Here is a 17,365-nt window from a genome sequence, read left to right on the forward strand (position 1 = left end):
CGTTGTGACGGCGGATAGTTCTAGTAGTTGAGCCAAGGAAGCTGCTGCGCGGTGGCGTTGGAAGCGAAGGCGATTGCGGACAGACACTACGCCCCGAGAGTTTTCAGAAACTTCTCCACCAGGTGACTCACCGTGTCCAGATCACTTCCAGCGGTATCCTTCGCCAAAGCGCGCAGCGCTTCCCGCAGCCCCTTCTCATCATCGGACAGGTCGTCATAGGCTTCGTCGAGGAAGAAGTCGGCAGATGTGGTGGATAGATAGCCGACCAGATCTAAGAACAGTTCCAGTTCACGGGCTGCAGTAGGTATGTCGGTCTCGCCCCCGGTGATCATGGGGATGATGTCGAGGTCGTTCTCCCAGAGCTGCTCCTCCAACTGATCGCGTTGCAGCGTGAGTACGACGCCTCGCCCCACACCGCTGGCACCGTCGCCGCGCGCGGCGCGGACCTCGTCGATGAGTTCGTGAAAGTCTTCGTCTGTCAATGAATAACCCACAAACACCATGCGGCGCATCAGTAAGAGTCCCTGAACCAACCCCATAAGTGCGCCATAGTCGCGGGGCATCTTCAGGTAGTCGGCGCGCGTGAGGACCATTCGATCAGGGTGTGAAACGCTGCCATGCAATTTCAGTAGTAAACGACCGCCGGTAGTGCGTGGATCCTCTGGCAGGACGGCAACATCCCTTCCGCGGACCTTGGAAGCCAGCTCGAACAGCGTGTCAAAATTGGTGGTCACGGCTTCGGTGCTGGGCAATGAAGCCAGGAGACCGTGTGCCAGTGCGTACCGCGTCGAAACCTTCAGTGCCGCAGCTACTCGTGACTTCAGTGCTTCGCCGGTTCTTTCTAAGCGACGCTCGATCAGCGTTGCCTGGTCCCGTAGATCCTTGTTCTCCAGTCGCGCCCTCTCGGATTCTTCGAAACCGGCTTGCTTCGCGACGTCATTCATCAGCGAACGCCATGTAGGCAAACCCGCGCCTGCGCTCACGCCGGCACCGATGAACAACACCAAGTGGCGGTCAATCGCATCTTCGGCGAGCTTGCGTGCCTTCTCGATGAGTTTCGGATTCGCGTCCTTGGTGAAGCGCCATGTGCCGGAGAGCTCATTCGATCCGATGCATTTGCGGCGTGCCCGTTGCGCAGCGGCGTACGGTTTGTCGCCGTAGGTGACCAAGACGATGTCCACGTCGTTCTCGCTGGCAAGCGTCGTAAGGGCTTGGACGAGACCTTGGACCAGGTCCCCCTTCTTCGCCGCGCCGCCACCGAGTCCTGAGCCGACCAAGTTGACAGCTAACCGCGGCTTCGGCCACGCACATATTCGCTTGCGGTCCTGGAAGGCCTCAGAATTGAGCTCTTTGAGCGCACGGAGGACAAAGTCTCGTACCACGGGCTCGAATGCATCGAATCCCGATCGGTCTCCGTGTTGCCCTACATTCCCGAGGATCACTAAAGGCTCACCGGGCCTGTAAGTCAGTGTGGCCACCCGATCGACACCCCAAGGCCGGGGAATCTTTGTATCTCGGCTGTCGACCACGTCATGCCAGTGCGCTTCCACCTTGGAGGCACCGTCAGTCGGAATGAGCACCGCATCGCACGCAATCTTGGTGAGGTCGCCGTTGATGATGAAAAGGTGCCCGCCCATACTCAGCACCATAGATCACAGGAGTTGCCCTAGCGCGCTTCCTCTGATGTATGTGGCAAATTGAGTGATGGATTCGCGACCCACCCGAGCACGCTTCATGCGTGCTCCGCTGCGAGGCTCGCCTCACCGCGGCCGCTGGGACTGGGCGCTGGGTAGTGATAGCTGAGGCTACGCAACACTCACTCCTCTGTCGGCGGTATCCACCGGATGATCTTCTCTGGGAACCCGCATACCGCGGACCACGGCGTCCGAAGTAGTCCTCCACCGATTCCGTTCCAGTGCTGCCCAGCGTTGAAGAAAGAAGCGCTGCGGTGGAACTCGGTTACCCGAGTGTCTCCGTCATATCGTTCGGCTTCAATCCGCCATCCGGTCATGTCGAAGTCGCGCTCATCGACGAGGACGAAGTTCGTGCCGTCCCAGTCGGCGCAGAAGTAGAACGGGATGTCCGTGCCGGGAATCTTGTGTGAAGCTGCCATCAGTCACCTCGTGTCCGTCAGTTCGAAAGTGCTCCGCTACCTCGGTTTCGACCGCGAGCGAGTGCGTCACCTCACCGCTGCCTGCACAGAATCAAACCGCGCCAACGTCTCTCGGAATGCCGAATTAGGGGAGGCGTCCGGCAGCGCGCCGCAGACCGCGTGCAGCGCCTCACCGGTACCTACGCCACGCAGCCGTGCCCCATACAGCGCCGCGACGCTGGGGGTGCGGCTGTGTGCTTCCACGCAGTGCAGCAACACCGTCTTTCCTTCGCTGCGGAACCGCTCGACTGCCCGCACCGCCTCCAGCATCACGAAGTCCAGGTGCGGGTTGTCGTCGGCACCCGGCCGGTCGATCAGCCGCACCTCGACATGCGGGATGTCGTGGCGGACAGCGTCGTCGCCGACGCGACACAGCGACACCACAGCGCCGACATCGGCGGGCAGATTATGCAGCGCGCCGATCCCCGCCAGCAGCACCCCGTCGTCATAGGGATGCGGAACCAGCGCGCCGACCCGGTATCCCGGATACCTCGGGTCGAAGCGATCGGCCACGCCGCGCCGCGCGCTACGTCCGCTGAGTTCCACCAATCCGCGTGCCCGCAGCCCCGGCCACCCGTGCAGCAGCATTCGCCATTCCAGCGGAACCGCCGACGCCCCGTACGCCGCGCCCAGCAGCCCGCCGGCAATGGCGGCGACGGTGTCGGTGTCGAACCCGCCCCGCACCGCCGCATCGAGCCCGTGGCGCAGATGATCGGCGCGGAACGTCCCGGCCACCGGATCGTCTGCCGGAACCGCCGTCGTCGCGATCGCCGACCACGCCGCCTGCAGCGCCTGCACCACCCAGCCGTTCTTCGGAAAGTCCGACGGCCGCGACGCCTCGGCGGTATCTAGCCGCGTCGCCCATACATCGCGGCGCTCGACAGCGATATGGCCCAACCCGGTCCGAATGTCGATCTCGCCGGTGACCACCGCGTGCCGGATCGCGCTGCACCACAACACGCACGCGTCGCCGGCCTCGGGATCGAAGTGCGTCAGTTCACTGAGCGCCCGCGCGGCCTGCACCATCGCGTCCTCGTCGTCGAGATACGCCAGCGCGACCGGGGCAGTGCGCATCAACGACCCGTTGCCCCCACTGCGGCCCGTGGACTCGTGATGCAGCTGCGCCTCCTGGCGTGCGCGCTGCGCGGTGATGTCTCCACCTCGCGCAGCGGCACTCAAGACCGCGCGGGTCTGAATGCCGACATCCTTGGCGCTGCGCGACCACTCGTGCCAGCGCGCCACGATCGCATCCTGGGGCGCGTCGTCGCGCAGGTCCGCTCCCGTCGCTGCGACCTCGGCGATCGCCACCGCCATCGCGGTGTCGTCAGTCCACTCACCCGGCGCCCACGGTCCACCCCCGGCCATCACGACCTCGAGCTCCGGGCCGCGCGGCGGCTGGAACTCATACGGTGCGCCCAGCGCGTCGCCGGCGGCGGTGCCCAGCAGCACCCCTTCGATGCGATCATCCCGTGCGGTCATCGGTACCCCCTCGATTCCGAATTAGCGCATATATGCGCTAATGGCTAAAACTGTAGCATCGACGCCTGACATGAGCGAGCGGCGCTACCGAGACAGCAGCGACAAGACATTGGCGGACTACCCCCGTCCGTCGGTGGCGGTCGACACTGCGGTGCTGACCCTCGACGAGCAACACGGTCTGGTCGTGCTGCAGGTACGCCGGCCCAATGCCGACGGCTGGGCGTTGCCGGGCACCTTCCTGCACGAGGGGGAGACCCTCGCAATGGCGGTCGCGCGGTCGCTGCAGGTCAAGGCCAACGTCGAAGGGCTGCTGCCGCACCAATTGCACGTGTTCGACGCACTCGACCGGGACCCGCGCGGCTGGGTGCTGTCGGTCGCGCATGTCGACGTCGTGCAGCCTGCTCGACTGGAAGCACGGTTCGCGACCTCGACGCGGTTGATGCCGGTGGGTGCGCCGGGTCGGCTGCCGTTCGACCATCCGGAAATCGTCAAGCGGGCGGTCAACTACCTGCAGTCGCGGTATTCCGACCGGCCCGACCCCGATGCGCTGCTCGGCGAGGAGTTCACCATCCTCCAATTGCGTCGTGCCCATGAGCAGATCGCCGGCCGGCCGCTGCAGCGCGATTGGTTCCGCCGCACCATGGAACCGCAACTGGAACCCACGGGGCAGTTCGCCGGCGGGGTCCGGGGCCGCCCCGCTGAACTGTTCCGGCGGCGCGACGTAGACTGAAGCGGCTTCACGAGACACCGTCGCTAAGCTCCGACTGGGCGGTGCGCCAACCCCACGCTCGTGGGTGGCTCGGATGACGAAGCGACCCGCACCGACCGGTGCAGGGTAAGAGCGCCCATCGTGGGCCCGGAATATCCGGGAGTGCACATGACCGACGCCATCGCGGGACTGGACCACGTTCAGCGTGACCGTGCTGCGGGTGCCCTCGTCGGTGCCGCAGCCGGCGACGCATTCGGTACGGAATCGAGGCCGTCGCAGCCCTGGCAGTGGACTGGGGACACCGCAACGGCCATCGCGATCGCCGAAATCGCGGGCACCGCAGCTGATCTGCGTGCCGGCGAATCACTCGATTACCTTCGCGAACGTTGGCGCTGGTGGGCGCGAACTGCCAAGGACCTCGGGCGCCAACCCTTGCCCGCGACCACTGCCACCGCGAGTGCACGCCTTATCGCCGCCGCACCCGTCGCGCTGGCCTACTTGAATGATGAGGCCGCGCTGGTGCAGGCCGTCCGCACGGTCAGCGAGCTGATAGATGCCGACGTCAACGCCGGCGACGCATGCGTGCTGTGGTCACTCGCGATCAGGCACGCCGTGCTCACCGGCGAGCTCGACGTGCGAGTCGGACTGCGGCATATCGACATTGCGCGGCAAAGTGTGTGGTTGTCGGTAATCCGGCAGGCCGAACGGTCGCAGGCCTCGGTGATCACCCCTGACAACGGTTCGGCGGCCGCGACTTTGCAGGCCGCCTGGTCGGCCATCGTCAACACACCGGTTCCGGTCGAGAATCCCGCAGCGGGAGTGTTCCGCGTCGACCACCTGCGAGTGGCTCTCGAGGCATCAACGCGCGCGGGCGGGGCAACCGTCTCCACCGCCGGCGCCGCGGGTGCGTTGCTCGGGGCCGCCTATGGTGTTTCGGCGGTGCCGTACCGCTGGCGGCGGGCACTCAAGGGCCCGCCCGGGCTGAGCACGCGAGGCCTGGTGCGGCTGGCTGACAAGATCATCGACCGCGGCGAACCCGGCGGCGTCGACTACACCTACCAGGCGTGGCGCGGGTTCCCGAAACCGAGGCGCCACCCCCGCGATGACGAGATCTGGATCGGCGCGGCGCCGTCCCTGCACAGGCTGCCGGCCGGCGTCGACGCGGTGGTGTCGTTGCGCCCGGTCGCCGAAGCGGACATCCCCCATGGCGCTGAGCATCTGGAGGCGCGGCTCATCGACGAGGTCGGTGCCAACGCCAACGTCGACTTCGTCCTGCTCGACACCGTGCGCGCGATCGAAGCGTTCCGCGCAGAGGGTCGCACGGTTTTCGTGCACTGCGCCGACGGCACGAGCGTCACCCCTAGTGTCGCGGCCCTCTACAGCGCCCGCCGACGCGATCAAGATGTGTTCCAAGCGCTGTTCGAACTTTGTGACGTCGGCCCCGGCACCGGACCTCACCGCGAACTGCGCGCGGCGTTACGGCGTTTGCGGCCGGCTGACCCGGCTCAGACGGCACAGCCGACGGCGGGTACCGAAGCGGACGGTTGGTCGGCGTATTGGACCACATTGTTCCCGCCCCGTCCCACAACCCCGTTCCTGCAATGGAAGCGCAGTACCTCGGGGGCCGACATTGCGCGTCGGCTGTGGCAGCAACGGGAATACCTGCGTCGTACTTATGAATCCGTGTATGGCGAGGATGGCGTGGACTGGCCGGTCCGGCACCCCGGCGTCGTACTCGATGCCGTTCCGAGGGCCCGATACGCCGCGTGCCTGGGCTGTGCGTGGATAGAAGCCCTCAGTCGGGACCCGCTTCGAAGCGCGCAGCGGCACGAGATGTCCGGCGAGACGGTTTAGATCGCGTGGCGGCGTTGGCGCCATTCGGGGCAGCACCGCTCTTGGGCGTCCATCGCCTACACGCCTACGGTCCGGCTCTTCCATGACCATCGTGCGATTGCTGGGATGCAGTGTCAGGGCGGTTGAACAGCCGTCGGTTCGTGAGCTATGTCGGCATTCCGCAGCGGCAGCAAAGACTTGTCAGTGCGGTTTGCTACGGTGCAGTTGTCGGACCGGTGCGAACGTGGGAGGCGCTTCCGCCCCACAGATCGAGGTCGGGCATGTTCGCCCCGCACAGCGAATGCCCCACGCGAGAATGCCACGCCTCCACACGTGAGGCCGATGAAATGGGGGACACATGTCCACACAACTCGAGTCCGCGGGTTATGACGTGATCGGTGACATCCACGGTTGCGCGGATGAGCTCCATGAGCTGCTCGACGCCATGGGTTACCGGTCCGCCGGGCTGGGCGGTGCGTATGCGCATCCGACCCGTACTGCGGTGTTCGTGGGCGATCTGATCGACCGCGGAGGGCAGCAGCTGCGGGTCCTGGAGACCATTAAGGCGATGGTCAACGCCGGCAGTGCGCGAATGGTGTTGGGAAATCACGAGTTCAACGCCATGGCGTATGCCACCGAATGGCCGGGCAAGCCGGGCAAGTTCCTGCGCCCGCACGACGACCCGACCGACAAACGGTCGGAGAAGAACGCGCGTCAGCACGCAGCGTTCCTTGAGCAGCTGAGCCGGGACGAGCGCGACTTCTACCTGGGGTGGTTCTGGACGCAGCCGCTGTGGCTCGACCTGGGGGACATCCGCGTGGTGCACGCCTGCTGGCACGAGCCCTCGATCGCGGTGCTCCAGCGGGAGTTGGGCGGCAACCGCTTCACGTCGATTGAGCAGTTGGCGCGGGCGTCCACCAAGGGCGATCCGCTCTACGTCGCGGTCGAGACGTTGCTGAAGGGGCCCGAGATCAGCCTGGCCGATCACGGTCAACAGTCCTACCTCGACAAGGACGGACACCTGCGCGATCGGGCCCGGCTGAGTTGGTGGAAATCCGATGCGACCACCCTGCGGGGCCTGGCCGAGATCGGTCACAACTTCACCGCCCACGACGGCGCCCCGTATCCGGATCTCCCGGATCTCGAAGTGTCCGAGGAGCACCGGTCATACGTCTACGCCGATCAGGTTCCGGTGTTCTACGGCCACTACTGGCGATCCGGCGACCCGCGCCGGTTACTCGACTGGACCGACCACACGGCGTGCGTGGACTTCAGCGCGGTCAAAGGTGGCACGCTGACGGCCTACCGTTGGTCTGGCGAAAGTCAGATTCAGCCGGACCATTACTTCGTCGCCGTTTCGTAGCTGCCCGTTGACCGGGTTCGGGCCCGCATGTCGGCGGGCCCGTTTACCATCGAGCTCGACTGACGGGGGATGTCGACGTGATCATGCTGTTGCCGACCGGCGGCGACTGTATCTGGTCGGCGAGACGGGCTGCTGTTGGCAGTCGGGCAGCTGGCAAGCGGGTGTCGTCGTGATGGTTGACGCACCCGCGAAGACATCACCAGGGGAGTGGAGTTTCTGGTCTCCCGCGACCGGCTTAACGTCGCCGTCAGCCGGGCCTGGTGCCTGGCCTACCTCGCCTGCACCGACGCCTTGCTTGATACTCGTGCCCGCACGGTCCGAGGACATGCGGCTGATCCCCGCGCTTAATGCGTTCGTGAACACGGCAGCGCTACAGGAAAGACGGGCCGGCTACACATGAGCACCGACCACAGTGCGATTTCAGTCGAATGGGACTTCGACACAATGGCTTTCGTGTGGGATCCCAGGACCAACGCCATCAGTGCCGGTGCCGATCGTCTGGCTAACCTATCTGAGCCCGAGCGGTCGCAATCGCTGGCAAATCTGCGGAAACGGGTCACGGCGCTGGCAGAAGCTCTTGACGACGGATGGCTCGTGACGACTGCACTTTTCATGGTTGACGACCTGTACAAATCCTCCTTCTGCGATGCCGGATGGTCTTCTGCGGTCGGACAGTACATCGAGGCCAGCGCGGGCGCTGTCCTGCAGGAACTGACCCGCCGCGGATACGCACTCCACGACGTCATCGACAACACGCAACCCGCAGATCGCCAGCTCAACACGCTTGCCGGGGCGGACGCGTTCCTTCGGGCAGCGGGCCTGCTGGTGACCGGACCGCAATTGATGACGCTGCAACTGATGCAGCGCGACGGTGTACCAATCCGTGACGCCGCCACCGTGGCGCGATACCGCGACGAAGGACACTTCCTGGCCGACAGGATGATTGAGCGTTGTCACGTCGAGCGCCTCCACTCGGCGTATGTGAACATCGACCTCGACGACGACACCCCGGGCCTGGCCCTCGATGTGGCCCTGTCGCAAGCCTCCAACCCCGGAACCATCGTCGTCTTCCGAAGCCAGCCGCCGCGAGTAGGTTCCGTCGCTCAGATCGCTGTGCCGCCAGGGGTGACGCTGCCGAATCTCGATCGCTCGGAGTAGCTAGGCGGTGTCTCGCGTTCAGCCCTTACCGAGCGTTCGGCGAGTCCGTGAGCATGATGCTGAGCTCGCTTGAGTTGGTGACGGCTGATCATTCAAATCCAGGCTATTGAAGACGTCGGTGAAGTCGACGATGGCCACGCGGTTACTCAGGGAGGACTGTCAGGTCAAACTGTCACCTGATCGTGCACCAGACCGTCTCGCCATGCGGCGGTATCAGAATGTGTTCGACCTGTCCGAGGGGCCAGACTCGCGGCAAGCCAACCACTTTCTCGGCGATTCTAGTGTCAGTTTGGTCCGCGAGGCGTCTTCGAATCATCCCAGTCGGGATTCGCTGAGTGACATCCTCAAGCATGCTCGACTGCGTCGAACAGAGCTAAAGAACGGCAAAAGGGTCTTCGCGTGGTTCGTATAGCTGGTAGTCCGGGTCTCCCCGGTAGTACCGCTTTGCATGTTCCACGGTGAGCGGTCCAGGATTGATGAGTTGCCAGTCGCTGTAGGAGTCGTCGTAATGGAGCGCTCTGGAAAATAGTTTGCCGTCTTCTCGAAGAAGAATTTGACCCCAGCTGGTGAAGCTGGGCCAAGTGTCAGATTCATCGGTTTCCAGCTTGTAGCCCGACAGCCAAAGAACAGATTGCCCTTCGCGGGGATCTGCGAAGGTATCGCCGACGTTGTAGTCCGTTGGTTCTTGCCGCCGCCTCTGCGACTCGTAGTATTTCGACCACTTCTCACTGAACTGCTCAGACCATTCTTGGAGTGCGTCACGTTGAGCGATGCCTGCGGGGGAGGATGGATCTCGAGCAGCGGTCACTATGTCACGGATCCGCGGACCGCGATTAGCGAGCACGTCGAGTACCGCGTCGATCACCTCAGGCGGTAAATCGAGTTCTAGCGTCCACTCCGAACTATCGGAGTCGAGGAGGCCAAGCGCCGTGCCGGCGCCTGCGGCAAGCTGACTACCAGGCACGCCAAACCCGTTGGAGTTGCCCGTGCTGGCCTGGACGAACAACTGGGCGAGCATGGCTTTCAGATCGTCGTCTGCCGAGTAATGCGGGACAAGTCCACCGTCGAGCAACCATCGCACAAACATCTGGGCGTCATCCATGGGGGTGGTGCCGCGTCGCCGTAAGACAACATCGTCCACACCTCCTCCGTTATGTGGATCCATGAGCGTGGCACACGCGACCGCCACGGGGCTGACCTCCCCGATCGCGGTCTCATCCACGCCGGACGTCATGCTGTCGTTCTCGCAGAAACTAAGGCTTGCCCATCGCGGCTTCAGCCGCACCAGCGGCCAATCCTCAGGAAGCATTCGGTCGCCCTGGGTCGTGGGCCACGCGCTCCAACGTTCCCCGTTCGCGTACAGCACTCGGAACAAACCTGGCTGGACTTCCCATTCTTTTGTGACGTGTTCGTCGAACATCGACTCGGACCACAGCTCATCGTCAAACTCGTCCCGATCGCCCACCACCCGGAGCAGGAATGGCAACTCCTGCAGAACAGCTGGTTTGGCGGTGATACGAGTAACTTGATTCGCGCGGATCTCGCTGAGTGCAGCATTCGACCCAATCACCACGCCGGTATCGGAAACCGAGCAGTCGATTGCCGGACCATTGCCCAACGAATACCGCAGACGCCCGTCCGCCCTGAACAATTGGGCGCGCTCGATCAACACCTCTTCGTCGGTACTGACGCTGAAGCGGGCGATCTCGTATTCCGAATCAGGCGTCATTCCCGCCCCTTCTGAGTTATCGGTGTCTATGCCGGACCGGTCGTGATTTGGTATCCGACATCGACCAGTGACCTATCGAGCGCAACGGCGCAGCCGAGTACGTGGCCGATGATGGCGTAACCTTTCACGCCATCGTTGCACGTAGCTCCGATATTTTTGCCGCCTTGCGCTTAACTGTCCGCTGGCGGGGAGGTGCACATCAGCCCAGGCCATGCAGGTCCGCAGCAAACGCCACGAGCGGAGGGTGATAGTCCATCACGCAGTGCGCGACGTGCGTGACGGCCTCTGCGTCGCCGGTCAGCTCACGTCGCTCTGCGCCTTACGTACGAGTGCCCGGCGGACGAAGAACAGCGCGCCGAGATTGCTCACACGGTCGTGTCGATCGACGAATCACAGCCGCTCGCGCAGTCTCGGCGAGTCCACGACTGACTGGACTCATCCGCGATCACAACCTCAAGAAGGCTGACCAAGCAGCGATGGCCGAAGCCGGCCGTGCGCTGGAGTCGGCCGCGGCTCAGCCCGGCCTGTCCTCGCTCGCCACCGAGGATCCCTACGCCGGAGTCGATGACACCCGCCTGCGCGCCGCCGACCACGCTGGTGCCCGCACCGAGGTGCTCGAAGGCCTGGTCCATTGGTCGATGATCGACGCTCCGGACCGCGGCGCCCCTGTGCTCACCGCATCTTGGGAACCGCTCGCGTAGTTGCGGCTCATCCCATTTCCTGGCAGTAGTTTCGACGCCTGAGCATGGCGCTCCATGATGCTGTCAGTGCTCCCCGCTAGCTTGCCCGCATGTCAACTGAGATCACGGTCCGAGGTTCGTACTCTGCGTTCCGGCCGCCCGAGCGGGCCACGGTGCACGCCTCCATCAGCTACCACGGCCCCGAGATGGACTGGGTCTACGACCAGGTGGCGCGTGACGTCGACGTCGTGAAGGAATCAGTCCTCCGGCTCAAAGACGGCGACAGCGGCGCCGTCACGTGGTGGTCAGCGGCACAGTTGCGTACCTGGACGCGTCGACCCATTAACGACGACGGTGAGGAGCTCCCGCTGGTCCATGTCGCGAGCATCGGTGTCGAAGTCAAGTTCCGGGACTTCACCACGCTGTCGCAGTGGGTGGGAGGGCACGTCACCGGAACCGAAGGATTCGAACTCTCGTACGTCAAGTGGGCGCTCACAACGACAAGCCGGGACGAACTGGTCACGCAAGTCCGCACCGGCGCCGTTCGGGATGCGGCAGCCCGTGCGCAGCTCTACGCCGACGCCCTCGATCTCGGAACGGTCCGTCCCGTTGCGATCGCCGATGCCGGGATGCTCGGTGCCCAATCGCATTCTCAGGGCGATGGCGGGATCGGACCGCTGCACGCGGCACCGGAGTCGTCTGGCGGCGGCCCCGCCGTAGCACTCGTGCCCGAAGACATCAGAGTGTCGGCGACAGTCGACGCCCGATTCGTGACTGCCTCCTAGGTACTCCAGCACGCAGGGGGGCGGCCGGATACTTCGGACCCTGTGGGTGGTGTCGTGGTTCAACCGCTGGTCGCGCGGCCATTTCGGCCACCCCGTCGAACCTGGATGCCTGCTGTGAAGTCCGAGGCCTTAGGGTGCTTTGTTGATACCGACGGTGGCTGGACTGCCGATCTACGCAACCCACCCGAGGACACCCCCTGATGGCGATCGCCGATGTCTCCACCTACACCCATCTCAGCAGGCACGACATCGAAGCGATCGCGGACGAACTCGATGCGATTCGCCGTGACGTCGAGGAGTCCCTCGGGGAAGCGGATGCGAACTACATCCGCCGGACGATCGCGTTCCAGCGGGCACTTGAGGTCGGTGCGCGTCTGGTGATCGCCGGCAGCCGGTCGAAGGCCGGGTGGGTACTGGGCACCGCGTCGTTGGCGTTCGCGAAATCCATCGAGAATATGGAGCTCGGCCACAACATCTCCCACGGACAATGGGATTGGATGAACGACCCCGAGATCCACTCCAGTAACTGGGAGTGGGACATGGTGGGGCCCTCAGCACAGTGGCGGTACTCCCACAACTATCGGCATCACATCTTCAGCAATGTGCTCGGAATGGACGAGGACATCGGCTATCGCTGGCTGCGGGTGACGACGGAACAGCCGTGGCGCCGGGTCTACCTGTCGACTCCTGTGCGAAACCTGGTGCTGGCAGCGATGTTCGAGTGGGGTATCGCCCTGCACGGGCTGCGCTCGGAGCGGGATCGGGGGAGACGCCCGCTGCTGTGGCAGCGGAGAAGCGGAAGTTCCTCGGCAAGGTCGCCCGGCAGTTGAGCAAGGACTATGTGGTGCTGCCGGCCCTGAGTCTGCGACGGTGGCGTCGAACGCTCGCGGCCAACCTCAGCGCGAATCTTCTCCGGAACGTGTGGGTGTACGTGAACATCATCTGCGGCCACATCCCCGACGGCGCCGAGACGTTCGACCCGGCAGTGCTCGAGGGCGAGACCAAAGGCGAGTGGTATCTGCGGCAGATGCTCGGGGCGGCGAACTTCAAAGCCGGCCCGCTGCTGGCATTCTCGGGTGGGCACCTGTGCTATCAGATCGAACACCACCTGTTTCCCGACCTGCCGAGCAACCGCCTCGCGCAGGTTAGTGTCCGCGTACGGGAACTGTGCGAGAAGTACGACCTGCCGTACAACACCGGGTCGTTCCCGAGCCAGTACTTCCGGACCCAGCGGACCATCCACAAACTGGCAGTCCCGGACGGCTTCCTGCGCGCCGCCGACACCGCGTAGCGCTCAACGTTCTCGTCTGTCGCCGGTGGCGTCAGGGCTGTTCACGGGCTAGTGCCAGGCTGGGTTTGCCATTCGGAACGCCGTGGCCGCTGCGCGGTTTGTGGCAGCCGCGGCGTCAGACCGCTGGAGGGCGCAAGTCCGCCCGCTGCGAGAAGCCTGCCGAATCGTCTCACCCGCTCGACGCCATCTGCTCGAAAGGGACATGCCGCAAACGTTCTCACTGGGCATCAGATCATCCTCGACGCCGTTCGGCTGTTGAACCGCGGGGAGATCAGGTGTGGCGGGGGAAGAGGCAAGACATTTTCGCCATGGAGCCCGCCGGCTTGCCCGCGCCAACGCGTCACCTTGGTCTGCCGCGCGACCTGGCGTCCTAGGCGCCGCAACCGCTCTCGCCTTACTCCAATCCCAACGCCGCCCGCAGCCGGTCCGCATTCATCCCATGGCGACCCGCGTCGGTGGGGAAGGAGTCGAGAAGCCGGATCAGATCTGGCCGGCGGGTTGGGTCATCGGCTGCCTGGCGCGGAGTGTGCCCGTCGAGCGCCGGAATCGCTTCATCGAGCCACTTCGCCTCGTAGTCCAGGATCATCGCGTCCAGTAGCGCGGCCACCTGCGGGTCATCCGGGTCCACCCCACCCTGAGCAGTTGCCGGCATCTTCGCCGCCATCTCGCGCAGGTCGTCCATCGGTTCGCGGGTCTCGTCGACAACGCGCATCGCTGGGTCCAGCCGCTGCACAGTGGCCAACACCCGGTCCATCCGCTCCTCGCTGTTGGCCTCCACCCGCAACGTGTCACCGTCGAGCACCATCGTCGCGCGGATGCGGTCCATGCCCTGGGTGGTGACATGCTCGAACCACTGCGGCGGTTCCACGCCCTCGACCCTGTCGTACGTGTCATCGAGCGCCGATTCGATGCGCGCCGAATCGCTCACGCGGACAACCGCTTCGCAGATCATCAGCGGGTCACCCTCTGTGTTGGTCAGTGTCGGCGGAGCGAACCGACGACTCAGGAACGCGACGATCTCGACGGGGTCAGGTCCCTCGTCGAGCAGCGCGATCAGCGTGCTGCGGTCATGCAGCGCAACGGGTTCCACCCCGCCGAAGAACTGCGTGGTGCCATCGCCGGTGGGCAGCGCCCGGGTGCAGATCAGCTGTCCGGCCTTGAGCTGTCGGCTGGCGGTGCGCTCCTGCACCTCGAGGACGTCACCGGTGCGCACGTCGCGCACCGTGAGACCGCGGCCGGGCCGCACCTGCTCGACTTCGAACAGCGATCGGTCGATCAGCAGCCACTGCTCGGCCAACGACCGCTCGTCGTCAGGCAACAGCGGTCCGCGAATGGCCAGGAAGTCCGCGAACGCCTCGCCCTCGAACAGTGCCGCGTCGATCACCAGCGGGTCGATCATGTCGTCGGGCGCATCCTGATGCCGGGTGCGTTCATAGTTCAGCTCGGCGACCACGCCGCGCCACCCGCTGGCCAGCGCGTGCTGCGCGGCCTTGGCGTAGAGCCACCCCACCCGCTCCGGCAGCGACAACTGCTCCTTTCCGAGATGGCACTTCTTGTACTTGCGACCCGAACCGCACCAGCACGGCTCGTTGCGGCCCACATCGGGGCGCGCCTCGGCCCGATGGCTACGTAGCAACGTGAGCAGCGGATCGTCGGGTGCGGCACCCGCGCGATGGAGCAAGGCCAACCCGCGCTCGACGTCACCGCGGTCGGACGCAATCCGGGCAAGGTCATACAGCGGCAACGGCCAGTCGGTATCCATCGTCTCGGCGGCCAGCAGCTCCCGTTCGGCCGCCTCGATGTCGCCGATGCGCTCCAGTGCCACCGCCCGCAGCCAGCGAAACGCGACCCGCGCGCGGTGCGGCACCTGGGGCTCCAGCGTCTCGGCGAACAACCCCAGCGCCGCGGCGCCGTCGGGATTGCGGCCCAGGGTTTCGGCTACCAGCACCTCCGCCAGATGCGGATCGGCGAGCTCGGCTCCGAACTCGGCGACCAGCTCGCGGTAGCCCTCGGTGGTCGGCGCCGGCGCATCGTCGTCGGGCGCCTCTTCGTCATCAGGAAGAGGCATCGTGATCAGCTGCGACATCTGCTCGTAGATCGACACCAGCGTGCGCAGGGCGAGCGCCGCGTCCTCGTCGATGTCATACCGCTTGCTCATCACCTCGCAATCCAGGTCGAAGCGCCATCGGTCGTAGTCGAAATCTGCGGGTGCGAGCAGGTCGAGGCGGCGCACCAGGTTGTGGTCGTCGGCGATCTCGGACAGTGGTGGCACGGGCTCGGTGAACAGAGTCGAATCGGCCACACATGCGGCCCACACCGCGGAATCGAAAGGCGTCGGCTCGTCAGGGTCCAGGGCGGCCGCCAGCGCGGCCCCCACCGGCGGCGACGGGGCCGCAGTGACTTTTGACAGGGTGAGCCCCTCGGGCGTCAACCGCAGACCGACCAGATCGCCGGCGGCAACGTCCAGGTCGCGCAGTGTGCCCGGCGGCAGGACCAACGCGCCGCCGTCGTCGACCATGTCCAGCGGGACGCCCCGCTGGTCGAGCACATCCTCGTCGAAACCCGGTACCGCGACGTTGATCGGGGTGCCGTCGGACAGCTGCGTGTACTCCTCGAACTCGCACAGGTGGGTGATCGCATCGAGATCCGGAGTCACGATCAGGACGTCATGAGCTATCTCCTCGGCGCCGACCCGGTGGGTGAACACCCTTCCTGCGATCACCGAGGGTAGCCAGACCCAGCTCTCATCCACCAACGGCACAGCTGCACAGTCGATCTCGTTCAACAAGCGCGGGAGGAGATCCTCCGGGTCCACGAAACCCATTTCGCCCAGGCGGTGGGCGATGTCGTCCTCACCCAGGGGACCGTGCTCGATGAGGATCCGCGCGAGGGCCTCGGTCGGGTCAAACTGTGCTGCCACGCAACCACGGTATGCGATCACGCCTGCTCGCCACGAGGTGAGCCTGCGGGCAACGCTCTGCGCACGGGGTACATCCCTGACCGACCCCGGTGCAGATTCAATCCGCCGGTGTGTGCGCGGGTGAAGCTGACTTTCGTCGTCGAGGGACGCGACTGCGACGTGCTGAATGCCACGTCGGGGTCGACTTCCAGGTTGTCCATAGCTTCCCCCGGGTCCTGTCGCCAATTTTCGAGGGAGTCGCGAAGACCGCCGCTTAAGCCGTCGTGATCGCGTCCAGCCGCTTGAGGATTCGCGAGTGTCGCTTGTCGTCGATCTTCAAATACAGTCCGAGCGAGCCCATGTCGACGGGGCCCGCGGCGTGCTTGAGTACCTTCGGCAGTGCCTCGATGATGTCGACGAAGTCGGCGATGAACTCGCGGTAGCTCGCCAACGGATCGTCGAGCATGCGCGCGCAGTCGGCGACGATGTCGACGCACCCGGAGCGCACCGGCAGCGTCCTGCAGCGTTCCGAGAGCTCTAGGAACCGCTCCAGGTAGTCCATCGTGCGATGCGCGATGTGTTTGATCGCCTCCGGATCCGCCCCCGTATCGTCCTTACCGGTGAACGCCGCCATGAACGCGGGTGCCGCCATGAATCCCTGCAATTGCTCTGCGGTAGTGATCATTTCGTCGATCAGTGTCACGACCGTGGAGGCCAGATGCGCCGGCGACAGCGCGCCGGTCGACGTCGGCGCGGTGAAGCCGAGCTCGCTGTCACGCAACCGTGACTGCAGGGGAGCAACCCGCTGCACCAGGACCGAGACGTACAGCGCCTGCTCCCACGCCTTCGGTTTGTCCCGCACCAGAGCGTCCAACTCCTGCGGCGTGGTCGCCACCCGCGCGACCGCAGACGCATCCGGTCCCGGTTCAGCGTCCATCTCCGGACCGTCGGTGATCTTGCGCATCGCTGCGGCGCCGTCCTGCCCGTAGATGGCCCGCTGGTCTCCGATCAGCGTCCACCGCTTCTGCCGCTCGGCTCGCCGGATCCCCTCGAACTCCCTGTCGGCCGCCTCGTCCGCCTCCAGCCGGCGCTGCTCTTCCCTCTTCTGCGCGAGCCGGTAGGCGGCGACGGACACCCCCACCAGCACCGCGCCGCCGACGAACCACCAGATGTACTTGATGACGAAGCCGACTGCGAGGAGCAGCAGCAGGATGGCGCAGAACACCGAGCCGTCACTCGGCTGTGAATACCGCCGCGCCGCCATCTCCGTCTCCTCCCCAGGCCGGA

The 17,365-nt window shown here is 65.0% G+C and carries 12 protein-coding genes, 1 pseudogene and 1 riboswitch; of the genes and pseudogenes, 7 read left to right on the forward strand and 6 right to left on the reverse strand.

All coding sequences use genetic code 11. From position 1 onward, the window contains the following. Positions 1–86: 86 nt before the first annotated feature. From C6A87_RS04500 to C6A87_RS04510, 3 genes are all read right to left on the reverse strand, one after another. Positions 87–1,637 carry an SIR2 family protein gene (locus C6A87_RS04500; protein WP_311116171.1) on the reverse strand — a complete coding sequence of 517 codons (1,551 nt, stop codon included), beginning with the start codon at positions 1,635–1,637 and terminating at the stop codon, positions 87–89. Positions 1,638–1,816: 179 nt separating this feature from the next. Then, entirely contained in the window at positions 1,817–2,113 is a 297-nt protein-coding gene (locus tag C6A87_RS04505) for a hypothetical protein (protein ID WP_311116172.1), read from the reverse strand. A gap of 66 nt (positions 2,114–2,179) precedes the next feature. Continuing rightward, the gene (locus C6A87_RS04510; protein WP_311116173.1) at positions 2,180–3,631 is read right to left on the reverse strand and encodes an ADP-ribosylglycohydrolase family protein; all 1,452 of its coding nucleotides are present in this window, start codon (positions 3,629–3,631) and stop codon (positions 2,180–2,182) included. 70 nt (positions 3,632–3,701) lie between these two features. Here C6A87_RS04510 and C6A87_RS04515 point away from each other — a divergent pair, with 70 nt between their 5' ends. From C6A87_RS04515 to C6A87_RS04530, 4 genes are all read left to right on the forward strand, one after another. Further along, complete coding sequence (locus tag C6A87_RS04515; RefSeq protein ID WP_311116174.1) at positions 3,702–4,361, forward strand: NrtR DNA-binding winged helix domain-containing protein; 660 nt, start codon at positions 3,702–3,704, stop codon at positions 4,359–4,361. A 5-nt stretch (positions 4,362–4,366) separates the two neighbouring features. Further along, positions 4,367–4,479: riboswitch (SAM riboswitch) on the forward strand. Positions 4,480–4,508: 29 nt separating this feature from the next. Continuing rightward, a complete protein-coding gene (locus tag C6A87_RS04520) occupies positions 4,509–6,194 on the forward strand; it encodes an ADP-ribosylglycohydrolase family protein (protein ID WP_311116175.1) in 1,686 nt (561 codons plus the stop codon). 337 nt (positions 6,195–6,531) lie between these two features. Continuing rightward, positions 6,532–7,536 carry a metallophosphoesterase gene (locus tag C6A87_RS04525; protein WP_311116176.1) on the forward strand — a complete coding sequence of 335 codons (1,005 nt, stop codon included), beginning with the start codon at positions 6,532–6,534 and terminating at the stop codon, positions 7,534–7,536. Positions 7,537–7,932: 396 nt separating this feature from the next. Then, entirely contained in the window at positions 7,933–8,694 is a 762-nt protein-coding gene (locus C6A87_RS04530) for a hypothetical protein (protein ID WP_311116177.1), read from the forward strand. Positions 8,695–9,067: 373 nt separating this feature from the next. Here C6A87_RS04530 and C6A87_RS04535 read toward each other — a convergent pair whose 3' ends face one another. Next, the gene (locus tag C6A87_RS04535; RefSeq protein WP_311116178.1) at positions 9,068–10,423 is read right to left on the reverse strand and encodes a hypothetical protein; all 1,356 of its coding nucleotides are present in this window, start codon (positions 10,421–10,423) and stop codon (positions 9,068–9,070) included. Positions 10,424–10,899: 476 nt separating this feature from the next. Here C6A87_RS04535 and C6A87_RS04540 point away from each other — a divergent pair, with 476 nt between their 5' ends. The 3 genes and pseudogenes from C6A87_RS04540 to C6A87_RS04550 all read left to right on the forward strand — a co-directional run bounded on the left by C6A87_RS04540 (position 10,900) and on the right by C6A87_RS04550 (position 13,179). Then, a complete protein-coding gene (locus tag C6A87_RS04540; RefSeq protein ID WP_396836998.1) occupies positions 10,900–11,124 on the forward strand; it encodes a hypothetical protein in 225 nt (74 codons plus the stop codon). Between the two features lie 89 nt (positions 11,125–11,213). Continuing rightward, positions 11,214–11,888, forward strand: a complete 675-nt coding sequence (locus C6A87_RS04545) for an SIMPL domain-containing protein (RefSeq protein ID WP_311116179.1) — start codon at positions 11,214–11,216, stop codon at positions 11,886–11,888. 200 nt (positions 11,889–12,088) lie between these two features. Beyond that, a pseudogene (locus C6A87_RS04550) lies at positions 12,089–13,179 on the forward strand (fatty acid desaturase family protein). A gap of 394 nt (positions 13,180–13,573) precedes the next feature. On the opposite strand, the gene C6A87_RS04555 reads toward C6A87_RS04550, so the two are convergent. Both C6A87_RS04555 and C6A87_RS04560 read right to left on the reverse strand, forming a co-directional pair. Continuing rightward, positions 13,574–16,099 (reverse strand): SEC-C metal-binding domain-containing protein, encoded by a 2,526-nt coding sequence (locus C6A87_RS04555; protein ID WP_311116180.1) that lies wholly within the window; start codon positions 16,097–16,099, stop codon positions 13,574–13,576. A gap of 253 nt (positions 16,100–16,352) precedes the next feature. Beyond that, on the reverse strand, positions 16,353–17,342 hold the full coding sequence (locus C6A87_RS04560) for a hypothetical protein (protein ID WP_311116181.1): 990 nt from the start codon (positions 17,340–17,342) through the stop codon (positions 16,353–16,355). Between the last annotated feature and the right edge of the window lie 23 nt (positions 17,343–17,365).

It is taken from the genome of Mycobacterium sp. ITM-2016-00317, assembly GCF_002968295.1.
Lineage (GTDB): Bacteria > Actinomycetota > Actinomycetes > Mycobacteriales > Mycobacteriaceae > Mycobacterium.